We start from the raw sequence: 18,792 nt of genomic DNA on the forward strand, positions 1-18,792 counted from the left end.
GGTCTCCTAGTACTTCAGCAGGTTGGTGTCGTCGACCGAGGCCGAGCGCCGGGTGCGGAAGATGGCCATGATGATCGCCAGGCCGACCACGACCTCGGCGGCCGCGACGACCATGACGAAGAACGCCATGATCTGGCCGTCGAGCCCGCCGTTGATCCGGGCGAACGTGACCAGCGACAGGTTCACCGCGTTGAGCATCAGCTCGATGCACATGAACACGACGATCGCGTTGCGCCGCACCAGCACGCCGACCGCGCCGAGCGAAAACAGCAGCGCCGACAGCAGCAGGTAGTACGTCGGGGTCATTCCTTCTCCCCCTTGGGTTCCGAAGCGTCGGAGCCGACCAGCGCGTGCGCGTCCGGGTGTTCGACGTCGTCGGCGACGAGCTTGCGTTCCTTCGCCAGCTCGATCGCCGAGGTGGACTCGATGATCGCCGACAGCGACTCCGGGGCGACCGAGCCGTCCGGCAGCAGCGCCGGGGTGGCCACCGAGTTGGCGGTGGCGAAGACACCGGGGCCGGGCAGTGGGGACGGCCGGTCGTGCTCGCCGCGGAAGCGGAGCATGACCAGTTCCTTCTGCGTGAGCTTGCCGCCCTTGCCGTGCCGGTCGGTGAAGGCCAGCACCATCGCGCCGATGGCGGCCGTGATGAGCAGCGCCGACGTCAGCTCGAACGGGAACAGGTAGTCGGTGAAGATCAGCCGGCCCAGGCCCTTCGGCCCGCCGCCCGCCGGGGTGGCGGAGTCGAGCGGGATGGCCGGGGTGACGTTCTCCATCGCCCGGTAGATGCCCGTGGCCAGCAGCGCGGCCAGGCCGATGCCCAGCACCGTCGCGGCCAGTCGCTGGCCACGGAGGACTTCGACGACGGAGTCCGAGCTCTCCCGGCCGACCAGCATCAGCACGAACAGGAACAGCATCATGATCGCGCCGGTGTAGACGATGATCTGCGTGAAGCCGAGGAACGGCGCCGACTGGATCATGTACAGCGCGCCCAGGCTCAGCATGGTCAGCACCAGCCACAGCGCCGAGTGGACGGCGTTGCGGGAGAAGATCATGCCGAGCGCGCCGAGCAGCGAGACCGGGCCGAGCACCCAGAAGGCGATGGCTTCACCGGTGGAGACGCCCGCGGAGGCGTTCGGCGCCGCGGCCAGAAGGGCGGTGATCACTTGACGCCCTCCCCGCGTGCCAGTTCGGGGCCGTTCACGTAGTAGTCCTGCTCGTTTTCGCCCAGCCGCATCGGGTGCGGCGGCTGCTCCATACCGGACAGCAGCGGGGCGAGCAGGTCTTCCTTCGTGTAGATCAGCCGCTGGCGGTCGTCGTCGGCCAGTTCGTAGAAATTGATCATCGTCAGCGACCGGGTCGGGCACGCCTCGATGCAGAGGCCGCAGCCGATGCAGCGCAGGTAGTTGATCTGGTAGTCCGCGCCGTACCGCTCACCCGGCGAGAACCGGGCTTCCTCGGTGTTGTCACCGCCCTCGACGAAGATGGCGTCCGCCGGGCACGCCCACGCGCACAGCTCGCAGCCGACGCACTTCTCGAGGCCGTCCGGGTGGCGGTTCAGCTGGTGCCGGCCGTGGTACCGCGGGGCGGCGGGGGCGCCGGCCTCCGGGTACTCCTCGGTGGCGACCTTCTTGAACATCATCCCGAAGGTGACGCCGAAGCCCTTGACGGGATCAAGAAACCCCATCTTGTGCCCCTTCCTTTGCGGTACCGACGGCCGCCGGCTTGCGGCGGGCCGCCTTCGCCTCGGCCTTGGCCAAAGCCTTCTGACGCGGGGTGGTCTGCGGGACCTTGAGGTCCAGCGGCGGGACCGGGAAGCCGCCGCCGGTCACCGGGATGGACTCGCTCTCCTCTTCGCGGCCCGCGGCGCGGACGTAGAAGACCAGCGCGACGAGGATGAAGATCGCGACCGCGGCGATGATGATGGACGCGGTGTTCCAGGTGATGACCTTCGCGAAGGTCACCATGATGATCCACACCAGGTTCAGCGGGACCAGAACCTTCCAGCCCAGGCGCATGAACTGGTCGTAGCGCAGGCGGGGCAGCGTGCCGCGCAGCCAGATGAACCCGAACAGCAGGACGAACATCTTCGCGAAGAACCACAGCACCGGCCACCAGCCGGTGTTGAGCACGTTGTTCCCGATCAGCGACAGCGGCCACGGGGCCATCCAGCCGCCGAGGAACAGTGTCGTGGCGAACGCCGAGACGATCACCATGTTGACGTACTCGGCGAGGAAGAACATCGCGAACTTCATCGAGCTGTACTCGGTGTGGAAGCCGCCGACCAGCTCCGACTCGGCCTCGGGGAGGTCGAACGGGGCCCGGTTGGTCTCGCCGACCATCGAGATCAGGTAGATCACGAAGCTCGGGACCAGGTAGAGGAACCACGCCGGCTGCTGCTTGGCGACGATGTCGGCCAGGTTCAGCGACCCGGCCTGCAGGATCACCGCGACGATCGACAGGCCCATCGCGATCTCGTAGGAGATCACCTGCGCCGCGCTGCGCATCCCGCCGAGCAGCGGGTACGGCGAGCCGGACGACCAGCCCGCGAGCACGAGGCCGTAGACGCCGATCGAGGAGCAGGCCAGGATCACCAGCGCGCTGACCGGCAGGTCGAGCAGCTGGAGGACGGTCCGCTCGCCGAAGATCGACACGACCGGGCCGAACGGGATGGCCGACAGCGCGATCAGCGAGGGCACCACGCAGACGACCGGGGCGAGGAAGTACACCTTGCGGTCGGCGGTGTCCGGGATGATCTGTTCCTTGAACGGCAGCTTGATCGCGTCCGCCAGGGACTGCAGGTAGCCGCCGGGACCGACCCGGTTGGGGCCGGGCCGGTTCTGCATCCGGCCGACCGCCTTGCGCTCCCAGACGATCAGGAAGATCGTCATGATCGGCCCGATCAGCAGGATGACCACGCACTTGAGCAGGATCAGCCAGAACGGGTCGTCCGCCAGCAGCGCCGCCCGGGTGGCCGCGTCAGGAACGCTCCCGACGGCGGCTTCGGTCAGCAGCGGGGTCATTGCCCACCTCCAGCGAGGTTCACGACGGCGCCGTGGCCGGCACCGAGCGTCTTGAACACGGCGGAGCCGTCCGAGTTGCCCGGCAGCCACACGACGCCGTCGGGCAGGTCGGCGATCTCCACCGGCAGCGTGATCACACCGCGTTCGGTGCTCACCTTCACCGTGACGCCCAGCCCTTCGGCGGTCGTCGCGGACAGCCGCGCGACCGGCGTGCGCTGGGTGCCCTTGAGGTGCGGCTCGCCGTCCTGCAGCGAGCCGTTGTCGATCAGCTGGCGCCAGGTCGACAGGATCGCCTGGCCGGCACCCGGCGTCGCGGGCGGCGCGACCTCGGCCGCGACGTGGCTCCAGCGCAGCGCCGAAGCCTGGCCCAGCTTCTCGAAGTCACCGCGCGCGGCGGCCGGCGTCTGCGTGAACAGGTCCGTGTCCATCTCGACGGCGAGGGTGTCGAGCACCCGGCAGTCCGGCAGGGCGCCGGTGCCTTCGATGGTCGTGTCGAACGGGCGGGTGCGGCCCTCCCAGTTGAGGTAGCTGCCGGACTTCTCGTCCGACGCGGCCACCGGGAGCACGACGTCCGCGCGCTCGGTCACCGCGCTGTGCCGCAGTTCGAGGCTGACCACGAACCCGGCGGTGTCCAGCGCGCGCAGCGCGAGGTCCGGGTCCGGCAGGTCGAACGGGTCGACGCCGCCGACGACCAGGCCGCCGAGCTCGCCGGCCGATGCAGCCAGCAGGATGTCGGCCGTGTCGCGGCCCGGGGTGGCCGGGAGCGGGACGCCCCAGGCGTTTTCGACGGCGACGCGGGCGGCGTCGTCACCGACCCGGCGGCCGCCGGGCAGCAACGACGGCACGCAGCCGGTCTCCAGTGCGCCCCGGTCGCCGGCGCGGCGCGGGATCCACGCGAGCCGGACGCCGGTGCGCTCGACCAGGTCGTGCAGGGCGGCGAACAGGCCGGGGATCGCGGCGGCGCGCTCGCCGACCAGGACGACGGCGCCTTCGCCGCGCAGGGCCTCGTCGACGTCCGGCGCGTGCTTGGCGATGCCTTCGACGGCGGCGGCTTCCTGACCGGGGATGCAGGCGAGCAGCTCACCGAACGTCTTGCGCACCGACGACGTCGTCCACTGTCCCAAGTGGACGATCCGGGTGCGGTTCCGGCGGGCCGCCTTGCGCAGCCGCAGGAACACGATCGGGGCCTCGTCCTCGGGCTCGAACGCGACGCACAGGACCGTACGGGCCCGCTCGATCTCGCCGAAGGTGACGCCGGACTCCGGCGTCACACCCACGACGTGCGAGGTGAGGAACGCGAGTTCCTCGGCCGAGTGCGGGCGGGCGCGGAAGTCGACGTCGTTGGTCCGCAGGGCGACGCGGGCGAACTTCGAGTACGCGTAGGCGTCCTCGACGGTCAGCCGGCCACCGGGCAGGACGCCGACGCCGCCGTTCGACCGGGCTGCGGTGAGGCCTTCGGCGGCGGCGCGCAGTGCGTCGGTCCAGGACGCTTCTTCCAGCTCACCGGTCTCGCGGTTGCGGACCAGCGGACGCCGGATGCGGTCCTCGGCGCCGGTGTAGCGGAAGGCGAACCGGCCCTTGTCGCAGATCCACTCTTCGTTGACTTCCGGGTCGTCGCCGGCCAGCTTGCGCTGGACCTTGCCGCGCCGGAAGTCGGTGCGCTCGGCGCAGCCGGACGAGCAGTGCTCGCAGACGCTCGGCGAGGACACCAGGTCGAACGGGCGGGAGCGGAAGCGGTAGGCGGCGCTGGTGAGCGCGCCGACCGGGCAGATCTGGATGACGTTGCCGGAGAAGTAGCTCTGGAACGGCTGCCCGGAGGTCGTCCGCGACGCCATGTCGAGCACGTCCGCCGTCTCCGCGGTGCCGATCTGCTGGTGGGCGCCGCGTTCGAGGAGCTCGATGAACGGGTCGCCGGCGATCTCGCGGGAGAACCGGGTGCAGCGCTGGCAGAGCACGCAGCGCTCGCGGTCCAGGAGCACCTGCGTCGAGATCGGCAGCGGCTTCTGGAAGGTCCGCTTGGTGTCCACGAACCGGGACTCGGTGCGGCCGTGCGCCAGCGCCTGGTTCTGCAGCGGGCACTCGCCGCCCTTGTCGCAGATCGGGCAGTCCAGGGGGTGGTTGATGAGCAGCAGCTCCATCACACCCTGCTGGGCCTTGTCCGCGACCGGCGACGTCAGCTGCGTCTTGACGACCATGCCGTCGGCGACGGTCATCGTGCAGGACGCCTGCGGCTTCGGCATCGGCCGGCCGCCCATTTCGACCTCGACCAGGCACTGGCGGCAGGCGCCCGCCGGGTCGAGGAGCGGGTGGTCGCAGAACCGCGGGATGACCGTGCCGAGGCGTTCGGCCGTGCGGATGAGGAGCTCGCCCTTGGGGGCGATGACCTCTTCGCCGTCGATGACCAGCTTGACGTGGCCTTCGGGGACGGGGATTTCCGCCGTCTCGGGCTTGTCGGGGGCGATCGTCATGCCTGCGCTCCCACCAGTTCACGCTTGTTGGACTCACACAGAGCCAGGAACTCGTCCCGGAAGTACTTGATCCCGCTGGTGATCGGCGACACCGCGCCGTCACCGAGTGCGCAGAACGACCGGCCGAGGATGTTGTCGCAGACGTCGAGGAGGGTGTCGATGTCCTCCTCGGTGCCGTGGCCCTCGACCATGCGCTCGAGGATCTGCGCCAGCCAGTACGTGCCTTCGCGGCACGGCGTGCACTTGCCGCAGGACTCGTGCTCGTAGAACTGCGTCCACTTCATCACGGCCCACGGCACCGACACGGTCTCGTTGAAGACCTGGACGGCCGTGGTGCCCAGCATCGACCCGGCTTCCGCCGCGCCTTCGAAGTCCAGGGGAACGTCGAGGTGCTCGGCGGTGAACATCGGGGTGGACGAGCCGCCCGGGGTCCAGAACTTGAGCGGGATGCCGTCCTTCATGCCGCCCGCCATGTCGAGCAGCTCGCGCAGCGTGGTGCCGAGCGGGCACTCGTACTGGCCGGGCTTCTCGACGTGGCCGGAGATCGAGTAGATCTTCGGGCCGGGCGACTTTTCGCGGCCCATCTCGCGGAACCAGCTGGAGCCGCCGTTGACGATGAACGGCGCGCTCGCGATGGTCTCGACGTTGTTGACCGTGGTCGGCGCGGCGTAGAGACCCGCGGCGGCCGGGAACGGCGGCTTGAGCCGCGGCTGGCCACGACGGCCTTCCAGCGAGTCCAGCAGCGCCGTCTCTTCGCCGCAGATGTAGGCGCCCGCGCCCGCGTGGACGGTGATCTTGAGGTCGAAGCCCGAGCCCAGGATGTTCTCGCCCAGGTAACCGGCCGCTTCGGCTTCGCGCACGGCCGCGTTGAGACGGCGGATGCAGTGCAGCGCCTCACCGCGGACGTAGATGAAGCAGTGGTTGGACCGCATCGCGTACGAGGCGATGATGCAGCCCTCGATGAGCGAGTGCGGGTCCGCCATCATCAGCGGGATGTCCTTGCAGGTGCCCGGCTCGCCCTCGTCGGCGTTGATCACCAGGTAGTGCGGCTTGTCGAAGTTCGGCGGCATGAAGGACCACTTGATGCCGGCCGGGAACCCCGCACCGCCGCGACCGCGCAGGCCGGAGTCCTTGACCACCTGGACGAGCTGTTCCGGCGTCCCGGCCAGTGCCTTGCGGACGGCGGTGTAGCCCTCCAGCGCTTCGTACGTCCCGATCTGCCAGGAGTTCGGGGACAGCCAGCGCTTCGTGAGGACCGGCGTAATGGGATCTGCCATTACTTCTTCTCCACTTCAGGCAAGGGCACATCCTGGGCGACCGGGGCGATCCAGCCGCGGTCCTGGGCGAGCTTCGCGCCCCGCAGCGTCTCGACGGCCTGTGACGGGCCGTCGACGTCCTTGCGGTAGGTCCGCTCGTCCTCCGGGAAGAACCCGGCGAGCTGCAGCTCGGCGCCCTTGAAGCTCGTCAGCGGGGCACCGCGCGTCGGGGCCGGCTTCTTGCCCGCCTGCAGCGCGTCGACCAGCGCGACGGCCTTGTCCTCGGTCTGGTTGTCGAAGTACTCGTAGTTGACCTGGATGACCGGCGCGAGGTCGCAGGCCGCGAGGCACTCGGCGTGTTCGAGGGTGATCGAGCCCGGCTCGTTGGGCGTGCCCGCGGTCTCGTTGTGCCCCAGCGGGTTCTCCTCGGAGCCGAGGTGCGTCTGGAGCCGCTTGTAGATCGCGTCGCCGCCCATGGCCGCGCAGAGCGTGTTGGTGCAGACGCTCACGAGGTGCTCGCCGCACGGGCGGCGCTTGTACATCGTGTAGAACGTCGCGACCGCGCTGACCTCGGCGTCGGACAGGTCGAGCTGCTTCGCGCAGAACGCGATGCCTTCCTGGCTGACGTAGCCCTGCACCGACTGCACGAGGTGCAGCATCGGCAGCAGCGCCGAGCGGGACATCGGGTAGCGGGCGATCAGGTCCTGCGCCTTGGCGTGGATGTCCGCGTCGAAGATGTCTTCCAGGGGCGTCTCAGTGATGATGCCGGCAGCCACTTCGGGGTCCGGCGCGATGGCGATCACGTCGGTGTCGGGCCCGGCCGCGGCGTACGTCGCCGCCGCGTCGTTGGGGCCTGGCTCGGGAACTGCTGTGGTCATCGGTCCACTCCCCCCATGACGGGGTCGATCGAGGCGATGGCGGCGATCACGTCGGCGACCAGGCCGCCCTCGGCCATGGCGGGCATCGACTGCAGGTTCACGAAGCTCGGTTCGCGCACGTGGACCCGCAGCGGCCGGGTGCCGCCGTCGGAGACCAGGTGCACGCCCAGCTCGCCGCGCGGCGACTCGACGGAGGTGTAGACCTGCCCGGCCGGCACCTTGAAGCCCTCGGTGACCAGCTTGAAGTGGTGGATCAGGGACTCCATCGACTGGCCCATGATCTTCTTGACGTGTTCCAGCGAGTTGCCCATGCCGTCGCTGCCGATGGACAGCTGCGCGGGCCAGGCGACCTTCTTGTCCTCGACCATGACCGGGCCCGGCTCGAGCTTCTCGAGGCACTGCTCGATGATCTTGAGGCTCTCGTGCATCTCGTGGACGCGGATCAGGTAGCGCGACCAGCAGTCGGCGCCGTTGTCGACCGGGACGTCGAAGTCGAACTCGTCGTAGCAGGAGTACGGCTCGGTCTTGCGCATGTCCCACGGGAGGCCCGCGGACCGCAGCACCGGGCCGGTGACGCCGAGCGCGAGGCACGCGTCGACCGGCAGGTAGCCGACGCCCTTGAGCCGGTTGCGCCAGATCGGCTGCCCGGTGAAGAGCTTGTCGTACAGCGGAAGGCGTTCCTTCATCGTCTTGACGAATTCGGTGACCTTCTCGCGGTAGTCCTCGGGCATGTCCTGCGCGAGGCCGCCGGGGCGGATGAACGCGTGGTTCATGCGCAGGCCGGTGAGGTGCTCCAGCAGGTGCAGCACGACCTCGCGCTCGCGGAAGCCGAGCGTCATCGCGGTGGTGGCGCCGAGCTCCATGCCGCCGGTGGCGATGTAGACCAGGTGCGAGCCGATCCGGTTGATCTCCAGCAGCATCACCCGCAGCAGCTGCGCGCGGCGCGGGGCCTCGATGCCGAGCAGCTTCTCGACGCCGAGGCAGTACGCCATCTCCGTCGAGAGCGGGGCCAGGTAGTCCATGCGCGTCACGAAGGTGACGCCCTGGGTCCAGGTCCGGTACTCGCAGTTCTTCTCGATGCCGGTGTGCAGGTAGCCGATGACCGAGCGCAGCTGCGTGACGGTCTCGCCCTCCATCTCCAGCACGAGCCGGAGCACGCCGTGCGTCGACGGGTGCTGCGGGCCCATGTTGATGACCATGCGCTCGTCGTGCTGGGCGTCGGCGATGACGTCGTCCCAGTCGCCACCGGAGACCGAGTAGACGCGGCCTTCGGTGGTGTCGCGGCTGTCCGCCTCGGGAACTTCGGTGGTTTCGTCGTTCACGGTCACGAGTACGACCTCCGCTGGTCCGGCGGCGGGATCTCCGCGCCCTTGTATTCGACCGGGATCCCGCCGAGCGGGTAGTCCTTGCGCTGGGGGTGGCCGTCCCAGTCGTCCGGCATCAGGATCCGGGTCAGCGCCGGGTGACCGTCGAAGATGATCCCGAACATGTCCCAGGCTTCCCGCTCCTGCCAGTCGGCGGTCGGGTAGGTCTCGACCAGCGACGGCACGTGCGCGTCCTCGATGTCGAGGGTGACCTCGAGGCGGATCCGGCGCCGGTAGGTCAGCGACGTGAAGTGGTAGACCGCGTGCAGCCGCTGCGGGACGTCGACGCCGTAGTCCACACCGGACACCGACGACAGCAGCTCGAACCGGAGGCCGCCGTCGTCGCGCAGGGTCTTGGCGATGGCGGGCAGGTGCTCGCGGGCGACGTAGAAGGTGATCTCGCCACGGTCGACCGTCGTCTGCAGGATCGCCTCGGCGGGGATCTTGCGCTCGGCGAGCGCGGCGTAGAACTCGTCGGCGAACTGGTCGAACCAGCCGCCGTACGGGCGCTCGGCCGGGGCCGGGCTGTACGCCGGGAGCCGGACGCCGCCGTAGCCGGAGGTGTCACCGCTGCCGTGGACGCCGAACATGCCTTGACGTGCGGAGCCGGTGACAATGGGATCCCGGCCGGGTTCGGCCGCGCCCGGGCCCTGGGCCGTCAGGCCGGTTTCGGCTCGCTCGGCGCTCGACTGCTCTTCGCCGGGTTGAGGGTTCTCAGTCATCGCTCTACTTCTTCGCGTACTTGATCGACGACGCGACGAGCTCGGTCCGGGCCCCGCTGGCCGCGCGGATGGCGGCGCGGCGGGCGTTGATCGGCTCGTCCTGGATCTTGGCGTGCAGCTTGAGGATCGCGTCCAGCAGCATCTCCGGCCGCGGCGGGCAGCCGGGCAGGTACATGTCGACCGGCACGATGTGGTCCACGCCCTGCACCACGGCGTAGTTGTTGAACATGCCGCCGGAGGAGGCGCAGACGCCCATGGCGAGCACCCACTTGGGCTCGGCCATCTGGTCGTAGATCTGGCGCAGGACCGGGGCCATCTTCTGCGTGACGCGCCCGGCGACGATCATCAGGTCGGCCTGCCGCGGCGTCGCGCTGAAGCGCTCCATGCCGAAGCGGGCGATGTCGTAGCGGGAACCGCCGACGGTCATCATCTCGATCGCGCAGCAGGCGAGCCCGAAGGTGGCCGGCCACATCGAGTTCTTCCGCGACCAGTTGACGAGACCTTCGAGGCTGGCCAGCAGGATGCCGTTGGGGAGTTTCTCTTCGAGGCCCATGGGTCTAGTTCCAATCCAGGCCGCCGCGCCGCCACACGTAGGCGTACGCGAAGCCGACCGTCGCGATGAACAGCAGGATCTCCACCAGGCCGAACGTGCCCAGCGCGTCCGCCTGCACGGCGAACGGGTAGAGGAAGACCATCTCGATGTCGAACAGGATGAACAGCATCGCGGTGATGTAGTACGCGACCGGCATCCGCCCGGCGCCGACGAGCGGCTGCGGGGACGGCTCGATGCCGCACTCGTAGGCCTCGAGCTTGGCCTTGTTGTACCGGCTGGGTCCGACGAGCGGGCCCAGCAGGACCGACAACACGGCGAAACCGAGCGCCAGCACGAACAACAGGACCAGGGGCAGGTAGGGCTTCAGGCTCGGGGCCTCTTGCGCCAGCTGCACCGTGTCGGTTCGGGTCAGCAACGTCAGCACGGGGTCTTCGCCATCCTTTCCGCGCCGCTGCGGTTGAGCTTGTGGTGGGGAACCGCTGGGCCTCGTCGGCACCCTAAGGGACCTGGGTCACACCGCCGAGGGTCAGGGTCTCCTTACGGCCCGTGGCTGGACCGGGTGGGGGAAAACAGAGCGCTTGTGAAATAGTTCACAAGCGACTCGTCGCGGATGTGAAGGGATTCACAAAGCATGGGGGGAGTCTAGGACGCGACTCACACTCTTGTCCCTAGTACCCCGTGTTATGAGGGTGCCCTAACTTCCAGCGCCAACGTTGTCACGGGTCGGCGGCGCCGCACGCGCGACCTGCGCGAAGGGCGTTCAAGATCGCTCCCCGACCGGACAATCCGGGCCCTGACCTGTGATCTATCCCACTGACCGCACGGCCAACTTGTTAGGCCACCCGAGTGTCCGCGCGCGCAGAGACCAACGTCGTGAAGGCCACCTTCAGGAACTCTAAGTTCCTCAAGGTGGCCTTCACGAAGTACGTCAGCGGGGGGTGGGGGTGACGCGGGCGAGGGCCGCGATGAGGCGGTCGACGCCGTCGCCGCCCTTGGCGTCGTAGCAGCCGGAGAGGCCCTTGTAGACCAGCGGGAGGAGCTTGTTGATGCGCAGCCCGTACTTGGTGCAGGCGTGCATGATCTTCGGCTTGCCGATGATCTTCGCGAAGACGTTGCCCAGCTGGTAGTAGCCACCCATCAGCTCGCCCACGGCCCGCGGGTACGCCTCCAAAGCACGCTCGCGGGAGGGGCCTTCGCGGCGCGCAAGCGCTTGCACGACGACCTCCGCGGCGATCTGCGCGGACTCCATCGCGGCCGAGATGCCTTCGCCGTTGAACGGGCTCACCATGCCACCCGCGTCGCCGAGCAGCAGGAGGCCGTCGCGGTAGTGCGGGGTGCGGTTGAAGCCCATCGGGAGGCCGGCGCCGCCGACCTTGCCGATCGCGTTCTCCTCGCGGTAGCCCCACTCCTCCGGCGTCCCGTCGAGCCACTGGCGCAGCAGCGCGCGGTAGTCGGTGTTCCGGAACGAGGCCGACGTCGACAGCATGCCGAGGCCGACGTTGACCGTGCCGTCGCCGAGCGGGAACGCCCAGCCGTAGCCCGGCAGCAGCTTCGGGTCGCGCGGGTCGGAGCGGTCCCACAGCTCGAGGTGGCCCTCGATGAACGGGTCGTCGTGGCGCGGGCTCTTGTAGTACTGGCGCACGGCGACGCCCATCGGGCGCTTCTCGTTCTTCTGGATGCCGACGCTCAGCGCGAGCCGCGCGGAGACGCCGTCGCAGGCCAGGACCAGCGGCGCGTAGTACTTCACCGGCGTTCGCTCCGGGCCGACCTTCGCCTCGACGCCGACCACGCGCCCGGTCGCGTTGGTGATCGCGCTGGTGACGGTCGTGCGCTCGTACAGCCGCGCGCCCGCCTTCACGGCGAGCTTCGCGAGGAGGTCGTCGAAGTCGTGGCGGGTGCGGGAAACGCCGTACGGCGGGTAGCTCGTGAGGTCCGGCCAGTCGAGTTCGAGCGTCAGGTCGCCGGTGAGGATCCGCAGGCCGCGGCTGTGCACCCAGCCCGCGTCGGTGGCTGTATCTATTCCAAGGTCGATGAGCTGTTTCACGCCGCGCGGGGTCAGGCCGTCGCCGCAGACCTTCTCGCGGGGGAACTCGGTCTTCTCCAGCAGCAGGACGTCGACGCCCGCGCGGGCCAGGTAGGTGGCCACGGTGGACCCAGCGGGTCCGGCGCCGACGACGATGACTTCGGCGTCCTGGTCTGCGGTGCGTCGCGTCATAGGCGCGAGTTTAGGCAGGCTTTCGCGCGCGGTGGATCGCCACGACGCCGAATGTGAGGTTCAACCACTCGACGTCGGTCCAGCCGGCGCTCGCGATGATCTCGCCGAGCGTGCGCTGGTCCGGCCAGGCCAGCATCGATTCGGCCAGGTAGGAGTAGGCCTCGGGGTTCGACGACGTCCGCTTGCCGACCCAGGTGAGCAGCTTCAGCATGAACCGCCGGTGGATGAACCGGATCGGGGCGAACGGCGGCGTCGAGACCTCGCAGATCACCAGGCGGCCGCCCGGCTTGACCACCCGGGCGATCTCGGTGAGCGCGGCCTTCGTGTCGACGAAGTTGCGCAGCGCCAGGGAGATCGTCACGGCGTCGAAGCTCTCGTCGGCGAACGGCAGGTTGAGCGCGTCGGCCGCAACCATCGGCACGTTGCGGTGCAGCCCGGCGCGGAGCATGCCGAAGGAGAAGTCCGCGGCCAGGCACCACGCGCCCCCGCGGGCGTACTCGACGGTCGACACCCCGGTGCCGGCGGCGAGGTCCAGGACCTTCTCGCCGCGGCGGGCGTCGAGCACGCGGGCGGTGGTGGTGCGCCAGCGCCGGTCGAAGCCGAAGGTCATGAACGAGTTCGCCCGGTCGTACCCGTCCGCGACGCCGTCGAACATCGCGGCGACCTCGTGCGGGTCCTTGTCCAGGCTTGCGCGTGACATAGCCTGAGATTAGTCCGCGGACCTCAGCGGAACGTGGCCAGCATGCCCGCCACGGCCGCGGACCAGGTGAACTCCTCGGCCCTCGCGCGCGCCGCCGCCCTGCGCAAGTCCTCTGGCCGGTCCAGGAGGTCCGTCACAGCCGAAGCGAACGCCGGCGCGTGGTCGTCCACCGCCGCCCCGCAGCCCGGCCGCACGATCTCTCGCAGCGCGGACGACGCCGACACGACCACCGGCGTCCCGGACGCCAGCGCCTCCAGGGCGGCGAGCCCGAACGTCTCGTGCGGCCCCGGCGCGAGGGAGACGTCCGCGCTGGCCAGCAGCCGGGCGACGTCGCCGCGGCCCGGCAGGAACCCCAGGAACGTCACCGGCAGGCCGCGCGCCCGGCGTTCGAGGGCCCGCCGCCGCGGCCCGTCGCCCGCCACCACCAGCCGCACCTTCGCACCGGCCTCGGTCAGCGAAGCGACGGTGTCCACGCTGCGCTCCACGTGCTTCTCCGGCGACAGACGTCCACAGTGGACCAGCAGGACATCCGCTCCCCCGGCCAGGTCCGTGCGCCAGCCGTCGTCGCGCCGGGCGGGCCGGAACGTCGTGAGGTCGACGCCGAGCGGGACGCGGCGGACGTTCGGCGCCGCGATCCGGTCGAACTCGGCACGCGCGAACGCCGTCGTGCAGACGACCGTGTCGTAGCTCGCGGCCATCCGCCGGTTCGCGACGTCGGCGACGCGGCGGGCGACCGGCGCGGGCAGCAGGAACTGCTCCAGCAGGCGGTCGAGGCGCTCGTGGGAGACGACCGTGCTGGGCACGCCGTGGCGGCTCGCCCAGCCGCCCATCCCCCGCAGGGTCAGCCGGTCGGACACCTCCAGCCGGTCCGGTTCCAGCTTGCGGAGCACCGCGCGGACCCGGTGCGGGTCGACGGCGCGGTAGCCGCCGGTGCCCGGGATCTGCGGCGCCGGCAGGGAAAACCGGCGCACGCCGGTCGGCAGGACCTCGTCGGCGTACCGGCGGCCGGGCACCACGAGCGTCACCTCGTGCCCGCTCGCGACGTACCCGGCGCCGAGGTGGTGCAGCGCGGTGCGCAGCCCGCCCGAGCGCGGCCCGTAGAAGTTCGCGAGCTGGACGATGTGCACGTCAGGCCGCGCGGGCGGCCCGGCCCCGCACGGCTTCGTAGTGCCCGACGAGCTCGTGGCAAACGGCGGGCCAGGTGCGGCCCAGCACCACCTTGCGCGCCTTTTCGCCGAGCCTCGCGCGCAAGGCGGCGTCGCGGAGGGCGTCGACCTTCTCGACGAGCGCCGGGCCGAACCGTTCACGGTCCGCGGGCAGCAGGTAACCGGTGCGGCCGGGCAGGACGAGGTCCCTCGGGCCACCGGCGTCCGGGGCGAGCACCGGCAGCCCGGAGGCCATCGCCTCCTGTACCGCCTGGCAGAACGTCTCGTGCGGTCCGGTGTGGACGAAGACGTCGAGGCTCGCGTACGCCTTCGAGAGGTCTTCGCCGTACTTCGCGCCGAGGAAAGCGGCGTCCGGCAGCTGTTCCCGGAGGTTTTCGAGGTCCGGCCCGTCGCCGACGACGACCACGCGGATCCCCGGCACGCCGGCGAGCGCGGCCAGCCGGTCGACCTCCTTCTCGGGCGCCAGCCGGCCGACGAACCCGACGAGCAGCTCGCCGTCCGGAGCCAGCTCGGCCCGCAGCGCCGGGTCGGCGTGCGCCGGCGAGAACCGGTCGATGTCGACGCCGCGCGCCCACCGGTGCACCCGGGGGACGCCGTGGAGCCGCAGCTGTTCGACGGAGTCGCTGGACGGGGCGAGGGTCCGGTCGGCGCGCGAGTGCAGCCGCCGCACCCAGCGCCAGGCGGCGCGGGCGGCGATCCCGAAGCCGTACGCGGCGGCGAACCCGGCGATGTCGGTCTGGTAGACGGCGATCGAAGGGACGCGCAGACGTCTCGCGGCGGCGAGCCCGCGCGCGCCGACGACGAACGGCGACGCCAGGTGCACGACGTCCGGGCCGAACGCGGCCAGCGCGTTGAGCACGGTCCGCGTCGGCAGCCCGATCGGCAGGGAGCTGACGCCGGGGACGTCGAGCGCGGGGATCCGGATCACCGGCGCGCCGCGGTAGGAGTCCGGGCCGGGGCCGGGGGCGATGATCAGCACGTCGTGCGCGCGTTCGCGCAGGTGCTCGACGACCCGCAGGACGGAGTTGGTCACGCCGTTCACCTGGGGCAGGAAACTTTCGGTGACTATGGCGACTCGCACACCCTGGACGATCGCACCCGATGCTGGCGCTGGTGTGACACTGCGGCCAACGGTGCCGGAACAGATCGGCTACGACATGTCATCTCAAGGTCGCGTCCTGGAAACCAGGGGGGCCCAGACTGAGCAAGCATGACCCTCTTGTCCTCACGGCCGCCGCGGCCCGTCGAGCCCGGCCTGCTGTCGAGGGCGCTCGAAGTGGCCGGGCGGCTGGCCAACGACGCCACCGACGTGATCACCGCGACCGCCGGCCGCGGCGCCCACCCTTCGACACTGGACTCGCCGTTCGACTGGGTCACCGACACCGACCGCATCCTGGAGCGCCACACGCGCCGCGTCCTGACGGCGGAGTTCCCGGGCATCCCGGTGGTCGGCCACGAGTTCGGCGCGGACCACGGCGCGGACATCGCGGAATACCGCTGGGTGGTCGACTCGGTCGACGGCACGGCGAACTACGTGGCCGGGGTGCCGTGGTGCGCGTACAGCCTGGCACTGGTGGACGCGTCAGGACCGGTGGTCGGGGTGGTGGCGGACCCCTACCGGGCGCAGATCTACGCCGCGGCGCGCGGCCGGGGGGCCCGCGCGAACGGCAAGCCGATCCAGCTGGCGGACCGCTGCGTGACGGCGGGAACCCTGGTGTGCACGGAGCTGGCCCGCACCGGCCCCTGGCCGGGAATGGGCGGCTTCATCGAGCGAGCGGCGGCGGCCCACGCCGGAGTCCGGGTGCTGGGCTCGGCGGCGTTGTCGATCGCCCAGGTGGCGCTGGGCCACGCGGCGGCGGCGGTGCTGCACAGCTACCACGAGTGGGACGTGGCCGGCTCGGTGGCAATGGCCATCGAGGCGGGCGCGGTGGTCCTGGACAAGCACGGCGAGGACACGGCCCTGCCGACGGACGGACTGCTGGTGGCGGCGCCGGGAGTGGCGGACGAGGTACTGGGCTGGTGGCAGGAGACGGCGGGCTGAGTTGTCCACAACGGGTCCGGCTGTCCACTCCCCCACCGACGTCCTGAATGACTCATTCCTGACGTCGGACGTCAGGAATGAGTCATTCAGGACGTCGACCACAGCCCCGCCCTACACAGCCCCGCCCTACACCTCCCCCGCCCCTCGTCCCAGCCGCAGTCAGCACCGGAGAGCCGGGGTCAAGGGTGAGCGAAGCTCATCGCGAAGCGACGCCGAAGGCGCCCTTGAGGCCGGCTCTCCGGTGTTGAACAATCGAAGACGAGGAGCGGGGGAACACCACCCACCGGTCGCCGAAGAGAAGCCGGAGCGTCAGGCCGCAACCGCAACCCGCTTGTCCTGCCGCCGAATCCACCACAACGCCGGCCCGGCCACCAGCCAGGTGAAGAACACGAAACTCCCCAGCGGCAGCAACGTCAAAGCAGCCGACCGCCCAGCCACCCGGGCCAGCTCCGGGTCCGACGCGTCGTACTCGATCCGCACCAACTGCCCAGCCGCGAGACCATCCGGGTACAGCACCCCGTTCGCCGGACTGTGCACGATCCCGTCCGGAGTCTCGAAATGGATGATCGTCCGGTCGAACGCCACCGAGTCCACCGTGGCCGTCGCCGTGCCCAGCTGGGCCGAGATGGCGCTGTCGTTGCGGATCGCCGCGAACAGCAGGCACACGCACATCACGGTGAGGAGCGAGGCAACGCCGAGGGTGGTCCACCACCCGACGCGCCTCGCCCGCTCACCTCTCGTGCTCACGCCGCGAGCGTAGCGGTCTTGCTCAGCCCGCGTGTTCGGCGGCGAGGAACCGGTGGTTCTGCTGGATCTGCTCGTACGAACGGGGCTTGACGGAAGCCGGCGCCGAGACCGCAGCCGTGGCAGAGCGAGCGGCAACGGCAGCGCCGTTCGGGCCCACCGCAGGCTTGCCCGCCGTGTACAGCCACGTCTGGAACAGGTCGTGCAGCGGCTTGCCCGAGATCTTCTCCGCCAGCGCGATGAACTCGAGGATCCGCCCGTGCGAACCGCCCTTCGCCGCCTGCCACGCCTTCAGAATGGCGAAGAACGACTGGTCACCGACGGCCGTCCGCAGTGCCTGCAGCGTCAGCGCGCCCCGGTCGTAGACGGCGTTGTCGAACTGGTTGTCCGCGCCCGGGTCGGCCGGGACCAGCTTCCACAGGTCACCGTCGGCCGGGTTGGAGTCGTACGTGTACTGCGCCAGCTCGGCGACCGTGCCCTCGCCCTCGTGCTCCGACCACAGCCACTCGGCGTACGACGCGAAGCCCTCGTTCAGCCAGATGTCGCTCCAGCGGCCCAGCGAGACGTTGTCGCCGAACCACTGGTGGGCGTTCTCGTGCGCGATCAGCGTCGTGTTCGAGCCCGCGCGGAAGTTGCGCGCGCCGTACGTCGGCCGCGTCTGGTTCTCCAGGGAGAAGCCGATGCCGCTGGTCACGACGCCGCCTTCGGCCTCGAACGGGTACGGACCGAACTGGGTCGCCAGGAACTCGTTGATCTCCGCCGTCCGCTCGACGCTGGCCTTCGCCGCGTACAGTGAGTCGCCGAGGTCGGCGCCGTAAGCGTTGACGTACGGCTTGCCGTCGGGTGTGGTCGACTCGACGACCTCGTACTTGCCGACGATGAAGGACGTCAGGTAGGTCGCCTGCGGCTTGGTGCTCCGCCACTGCCAGCGGGTCCAGCCCGCACGCTGCTTCGTCTTGCGGACCAGCGTGCCGTTGGAGATGGCGGCGTTGTCGTCCGGCGCCTCGATCGAGACGTCGTAGGTCGCCTTGTCGGTCGGGTGGTCGTTGGCCGGGAACCACCACGCCGAGCTCTGCGGCTCGTCGATGCCGAGGGCGCCGAAGGTGCCCTTCTTCCACGCGTTGAGGCCGTCCACCTTCTCGGCCGACGGCGTGTCCGCGTAGGCGACGACGACGGTCGCGGTCTGGCCCTTGAGCAGCGGCTGCGCGGGCGTGATGACGAACTCGCCGTTGCCGGTCTGGTTCGTGAACTGCGCCGGCCGGTTGTTCACCCGCACGCTCGTCGCCTTCAGCGCGAAGTCCAGGTCGAACCGCGAGAGGTCCTGCGTCGCCGTGAGCAGCAGCGTCGTGGTGCCCGACAGGAGATCGGTCGCGGGCTGGTAGGTCAGCCGGATGTCGTAGTGCAGCACGTCCGTGCCGCCGTTGCCGGCGTTCGGGTAGTAGGGGTCACCGACGCCGGGGGCGCCGGGCGAGGGCGCCGCGCTCGCGGTGCCGGCGAGCAGCACCGAGACGACGCCGGCCGCGAGCGCACCGAGACCGGTGCGCGTTCTTGCACGCATTCGAAATCCTCCAAAGGAGTGAGGAAGCAGCGCGCTCGAACGTAGCCAGCCAGGAACCACCCAGGAACACCCGAAGGGAGGTTTCTTGCCTGCTGGGACTACACCCG

The 18,792-nt window shown here is 70.1% G+C and carries 18 protein-coding genes; 1 reads left to right on the forward strand and 17 read right to left on the reverse strand.

Translation table 11 applies throughout. The annotated features are described in order from the left end of the window. Nucleotides 1-6: 6 nt before the first annotated feature. From nuoK to ACLJQF_RS05220, 15 genes are all read right to left on the reverse strand, one after another. A complete protein-coding gene (gene nuoK / locus ACLJQF_RS05150; protein WP_363999543.1) occupies nucleotides 7-306 on the reverse strand; it encodes an NADH-quinone oxidoreductase subunit NuoK in 300 nt (99 codons plus the stop codon). Continuing rightward, nucleotides 303-1,163 (reverse strand): NADH-quinone oxidoreductase subunit J, encoded by an 861-nt coding sequence (locus ACLJQF_RS05155; RefSeq protein WP_410607039.1) that lies wholly within the window; start codon nucleotides 1,161-1,163, stop codon nucleotides 303-305. The genes nuoK and ACLJQF_RS05155 overlap by 4 nt, the downstream gene beginning before the upstream one ends. Beyond that, nucleotides 1,160-1,684, reverse strand: coding sequence for an NADH-quinone oxidoreductase subunit NuoI (gene nuoI / locus ACLJQF_RS05160; RefSeq protein WP_410607040.1), 525 nt, complete (start codon nucleotides 1,682-1,684; stop codon nucleotides 1,160-1,162). Before nuoI ends, ACLJQF_RS05155 begins: the two co-directional genes overlap by 4 nt. Beyond that, entirely contained in the window at nucleotides 1,671-3,020 is a 1,350-nt protein-coding gene (gene nuoH, locus ACLJQF_RS05165; RefSeq protein ID WP_410607041.1) for an NADH-quinone oxidoreductase subunit NuoH, read from the reverse strand. Before nuoH ends, nuoI begins: the two co-directional genes overlap by 14 nt. Continuing rightward, the gene (locus ACLJQF_RS05170; protein WP_410607042.1) at nucleotides 3,017-5,488 is read right to left on the reverse strand and encodes an NADH-quinone oxidoreductase subunit G; all 2,472 of its coding nucleotides are present in this window, start codon (nucleotides 5,486-5,488) and stop codon (nucleotides 3,017-3,019) included. The genes nuoH and ACLJQF_RS05170 overlap by 4 nt, the downstream gene beginning before the upstream one ends. Beyond that, the gene (nuoF, locus tag ACLJQF_RS05175) at nucleotides 5,485-6,765 is read right to left on the reverse strand and encodes an NADH-quinone oxidoreductase subunit NuoF (protein ID WP_410607043.1); all 1,281 of its coding nucleotides are present in this window, start codon (nucleotides 6,763-6,765) and stop codon (nucleotides 5,485-5,487) included. Before nuoF ends, ACLJQF_RS05170 begins: the two co-directional genes overlap by 4 nt. After that, nucleotides 6,765-7,622 carry an NADH-quinone oxidoreductase subunit NuoE gene (gene nuoE, locus ACLJQF_RS05180; RefSeq protein WP_410607044.1) on the reverse strand — a complete coding sequence of 286 codons (858 nt, stop codon included), beginning with the start codon at nucleotides 7,620-7,622 and terminating at the stop codon, nucleotides 6,765-6,767. The genes nuoF and nuoE overlap by 1 nt, the downstream gene beginning before the upstream one ends. Beyond that, nucleotides 7,619-8,950, reverse strand: a complete 1,332-nt coding sequence (locus ACLJQF_RS05185) for an NADH-quinone oxidoreductase subunit D (protein ID WP_410607045.1) — start codon at nucleotides 8,948-8,950, stop codon at nucleotides 7,619-7,621. The genes nuoE and ACLJQF_RS05185 overlap by 4 nt, the downstream gene beginning before the upstream one ends. After that, nucleotides 8,947-9,708 (reverse strand): NADH-quinone oxidoreductase subunit C, encoded by a 762-nt coding sequence (locus ACLJQF_RS05190; RefSeq protein ID WP_410607046.1) that lies wholly within the window; start codon nucleotides 9,706-9,708, stop codon nucleotides 8,947-8,949. The genes ACLJQF_RS05185 and ACLJQF_RS05190 overlap by 4 nt, the downstream gene beginning before the upstream one ends. A gap of 4 nt (nucleotides 9,709-9,712) precedes the next feature. Further along, nucleotides 9,713-10,261 carry a NuoB/complex I 20 kDa subunit family protein gene (locus ACLJQF_RS05195; RefSeq protein WP_020643101.1) on the reverse strand — a complete coding sequence of 183 codons (549 nt, stop codon included), beginning with the start codon at nucleotides 10,259-10,261 and terminating at the stop codon, nucleotides 9,713-9,715. A gap of 4 nt (nucleotides 10,262-10,265) precedes the next feature. Beyond that, nucleotides 10,266-10,685 (reverse strand): NADH-quinone oxidoreductase subunit A, encoded by a 420-nt coding sequence (locus tag ACLJQF_RS05200; RefSeq protein WP_410607047.1) that lies wholly within the window; start codon nucleotides 10,683-10,685, stop codon nucleotides 10,266-10,268. Nucleotides 10,686-11,189: 504 nt separating this feature from the next. Then, nucleotides 11,190-12,476: a geranylgeranyl reductase family protein gene (locus tag ACLJQF_RS05205; protein ID WP_410607048.1), complete on the reverse strand. Its 1,287-nt coding sequence runs from the start codon at nucleotides 12,474-12,476 to the stop codon at nucleotides 11,190-11,192. Between the two features lie 10 nt (nucleotides 12,477-12,486). Next, nucleotides 12,487-13,176 (reverse strand): demethylmenaquinone methyltransferase, encoded by a 690-nt coding sequence (locus ACLJQF_RS05210; protein ID WP_410607049.1) that lies wholly within the window; start codon nucleotides 13,174-13,176, stop codon nucleotides 12,487-12,489. A gap of 23 nt (nucleotides 13,177-13,199) precedes the next feature. Then, nucleotides 13,200-14,303, reverse strand: coding sequence for a glycosyltransferase (locus ACLJQF_RS05215; RefSeq protein ID WP_410607050.1), 1,104 nt, complete (start codon nucleotides 14,301-14,303; stop codon nucleotides 13,200-13,202). Between the two features lies 1 nt (nucleotide 14,304). Further along, nucleotides 14,305-15,375, reverse strand: a complete 1,071-nt coding sequence (locus ACLJQF_RS05220; protein ID WP_410607051.1) for a glycosyltransferase family 4 protein — start codon at nucleotides 15,373-15,375, stop codon at nucleotides 14,305-14,307. Nucleotides 15,376-15,552: 177 nt separating this feature from the next. On the opposite strand from ACLJQF_RS05220, the gene ACLJQF_RS05225 reads away from it, so the two are divergent. Continuing rightward, on the forward strand, nucleotides 15,553-16,383 hold the full coding sequence (locus ACLJQF_RS05225) for an inositol monophosphatase family protein (protein WP_410607052.1): 831 nt from the start codon (nucleotides 15,553-15,555) through the stop codon (nucleotides 16,381-16,383). Nucleotides 16,384-16,692: 309 nt separating this feature from the next. On the opposite strand, the gene ACLJQF_RS05230 is transcribed toward ACLJQF_RS05225, so the two are convergent. Both ACLJQF_RS05230 and ACLJQF_RS05235 read right to left on the reverse strand, forming a co-directional pair. Continuing rightward, on the reverse strand, nucleotides 16,693-17,130 hold the full coding sequence (locus ACLJQF_RS05230; protein WP_410607053.1) for a DUF3592 domain-containing protein: 438 nt from the start codon (nucleotides 17,128-17,130) through the stop codon (nucleotides 16,693-16,695). Nucleotides 17,131-17,152: 22 nt separating this feature from the next. After that, nucleotides 17,153-18,685: a M1 family metallopeptidase gene (locus ACLJQF_RS05235; protein ID WP_410607054.1), complete on the reverse strand. Its 1,533-nt coding sequence runs from the start codon at nucleotides 18,683-18,685 to the stop codon at nucleotides 17,153-17,155. Nucleotides 18,686-18,792 lie beyond the last annotated feature (107 nt).

The sequence above is a fragment of the Amycolatopsis sp. lyj-109 genome (assembly GCF_046548995.1).
Classification (GTDB): domain Bacteria; phylum Actinomycetota; class Actinomycetes; order Mycobacteriales; family Pseudonocardiaceae; genus Amycolatopsis.

Bases quoted from the DNA above. Each gene is read 5' to 3' on its own strand.
- ACLJQF_RS05235 (WP_410607054.1), bottom strand. From the start codon at position 18,685: ATGCGTGCAAGAACGCGCACCGGTCTCGGTGCGCTCGCGGCCGGCGTC.
- nuoE (WP_410607044.1), bottom strand. From the start codon at position 7,622: ATGACCACAGCAGTTCCCGAGCCAGGCCCCAACGACGCGGCGGCGACG.
- nuoK (WP_363999543.1), bottom strand. From the start codon at position 306: ATGACCCCGACGTACTACCTGCTGCTGTCGGCGCTGCTGTTTTCGCTC.
- nuoH (WP_410607041.1), bottom strand. From the start codon at position 3,020: ATGACCCCGCTGCTGACCGAAGCCGCCGTCGGGAGCGTTCCTGACGCG.
- ACLJQF_RS05170 (WP_410607042.1), bottom strand. From the start codon at position 5,488: ATGACGATCGCCCCCGACAAGCCCGAGACGGCGGAAATCCCCGTCCCC.
- ACLJQF_RS05205 (WP_410607048.1), bottom strand. From the start codon at position 12,476: ATGACGCGACGCACCGCAGACCAGGACGCCGAAGTCATCGTCGTCGGC.
- ACLJQF_RS05190 (WP_410607046.1), bottom strand. From the start codon at position 9,708: ATGACTGAGAACCCTCAACCCGGCGAAGAGCAGTCGAGCGCCGAGCGA.
- nuoF (WP_410607043.1), bottom strand. From the start codon at position 6,765: ATGGCAGATCCCATTACGCCGGTCCTCACGAAGCGCTGGCTGTCCCCG.
- ACLJQF_RS05225 (WP_410607052.1), top strand. From the start codon at position 15,553: ATGACCCTCTTGTCCTCACGGCCGCCGCGGCCCGTCGAGCCCGGCCTG.
- nuoI (WP_410607040.1), bottom strand. From the start codon at position 1,684: ATGGGGTTTCTTGATCCCGTCAAGGGCTTCGGCGTCACCTTCGGGATG.
- ACLJQF_RS05195 (WP_020643101.1), bottom strand. From the start codon at position 10,261: ATGGGCCTCGAAGAGAAACTCCCCAACGGCATCCTGCTGGCCAGCCTC.
- ACLJQF_RS05210 (WP_410607049.1), bottom strand. From the start codon at position 13,176: ATGTCACGCGCAAGCCTGGACAAGGACCCGCACGAGGTCGCCGCGATG.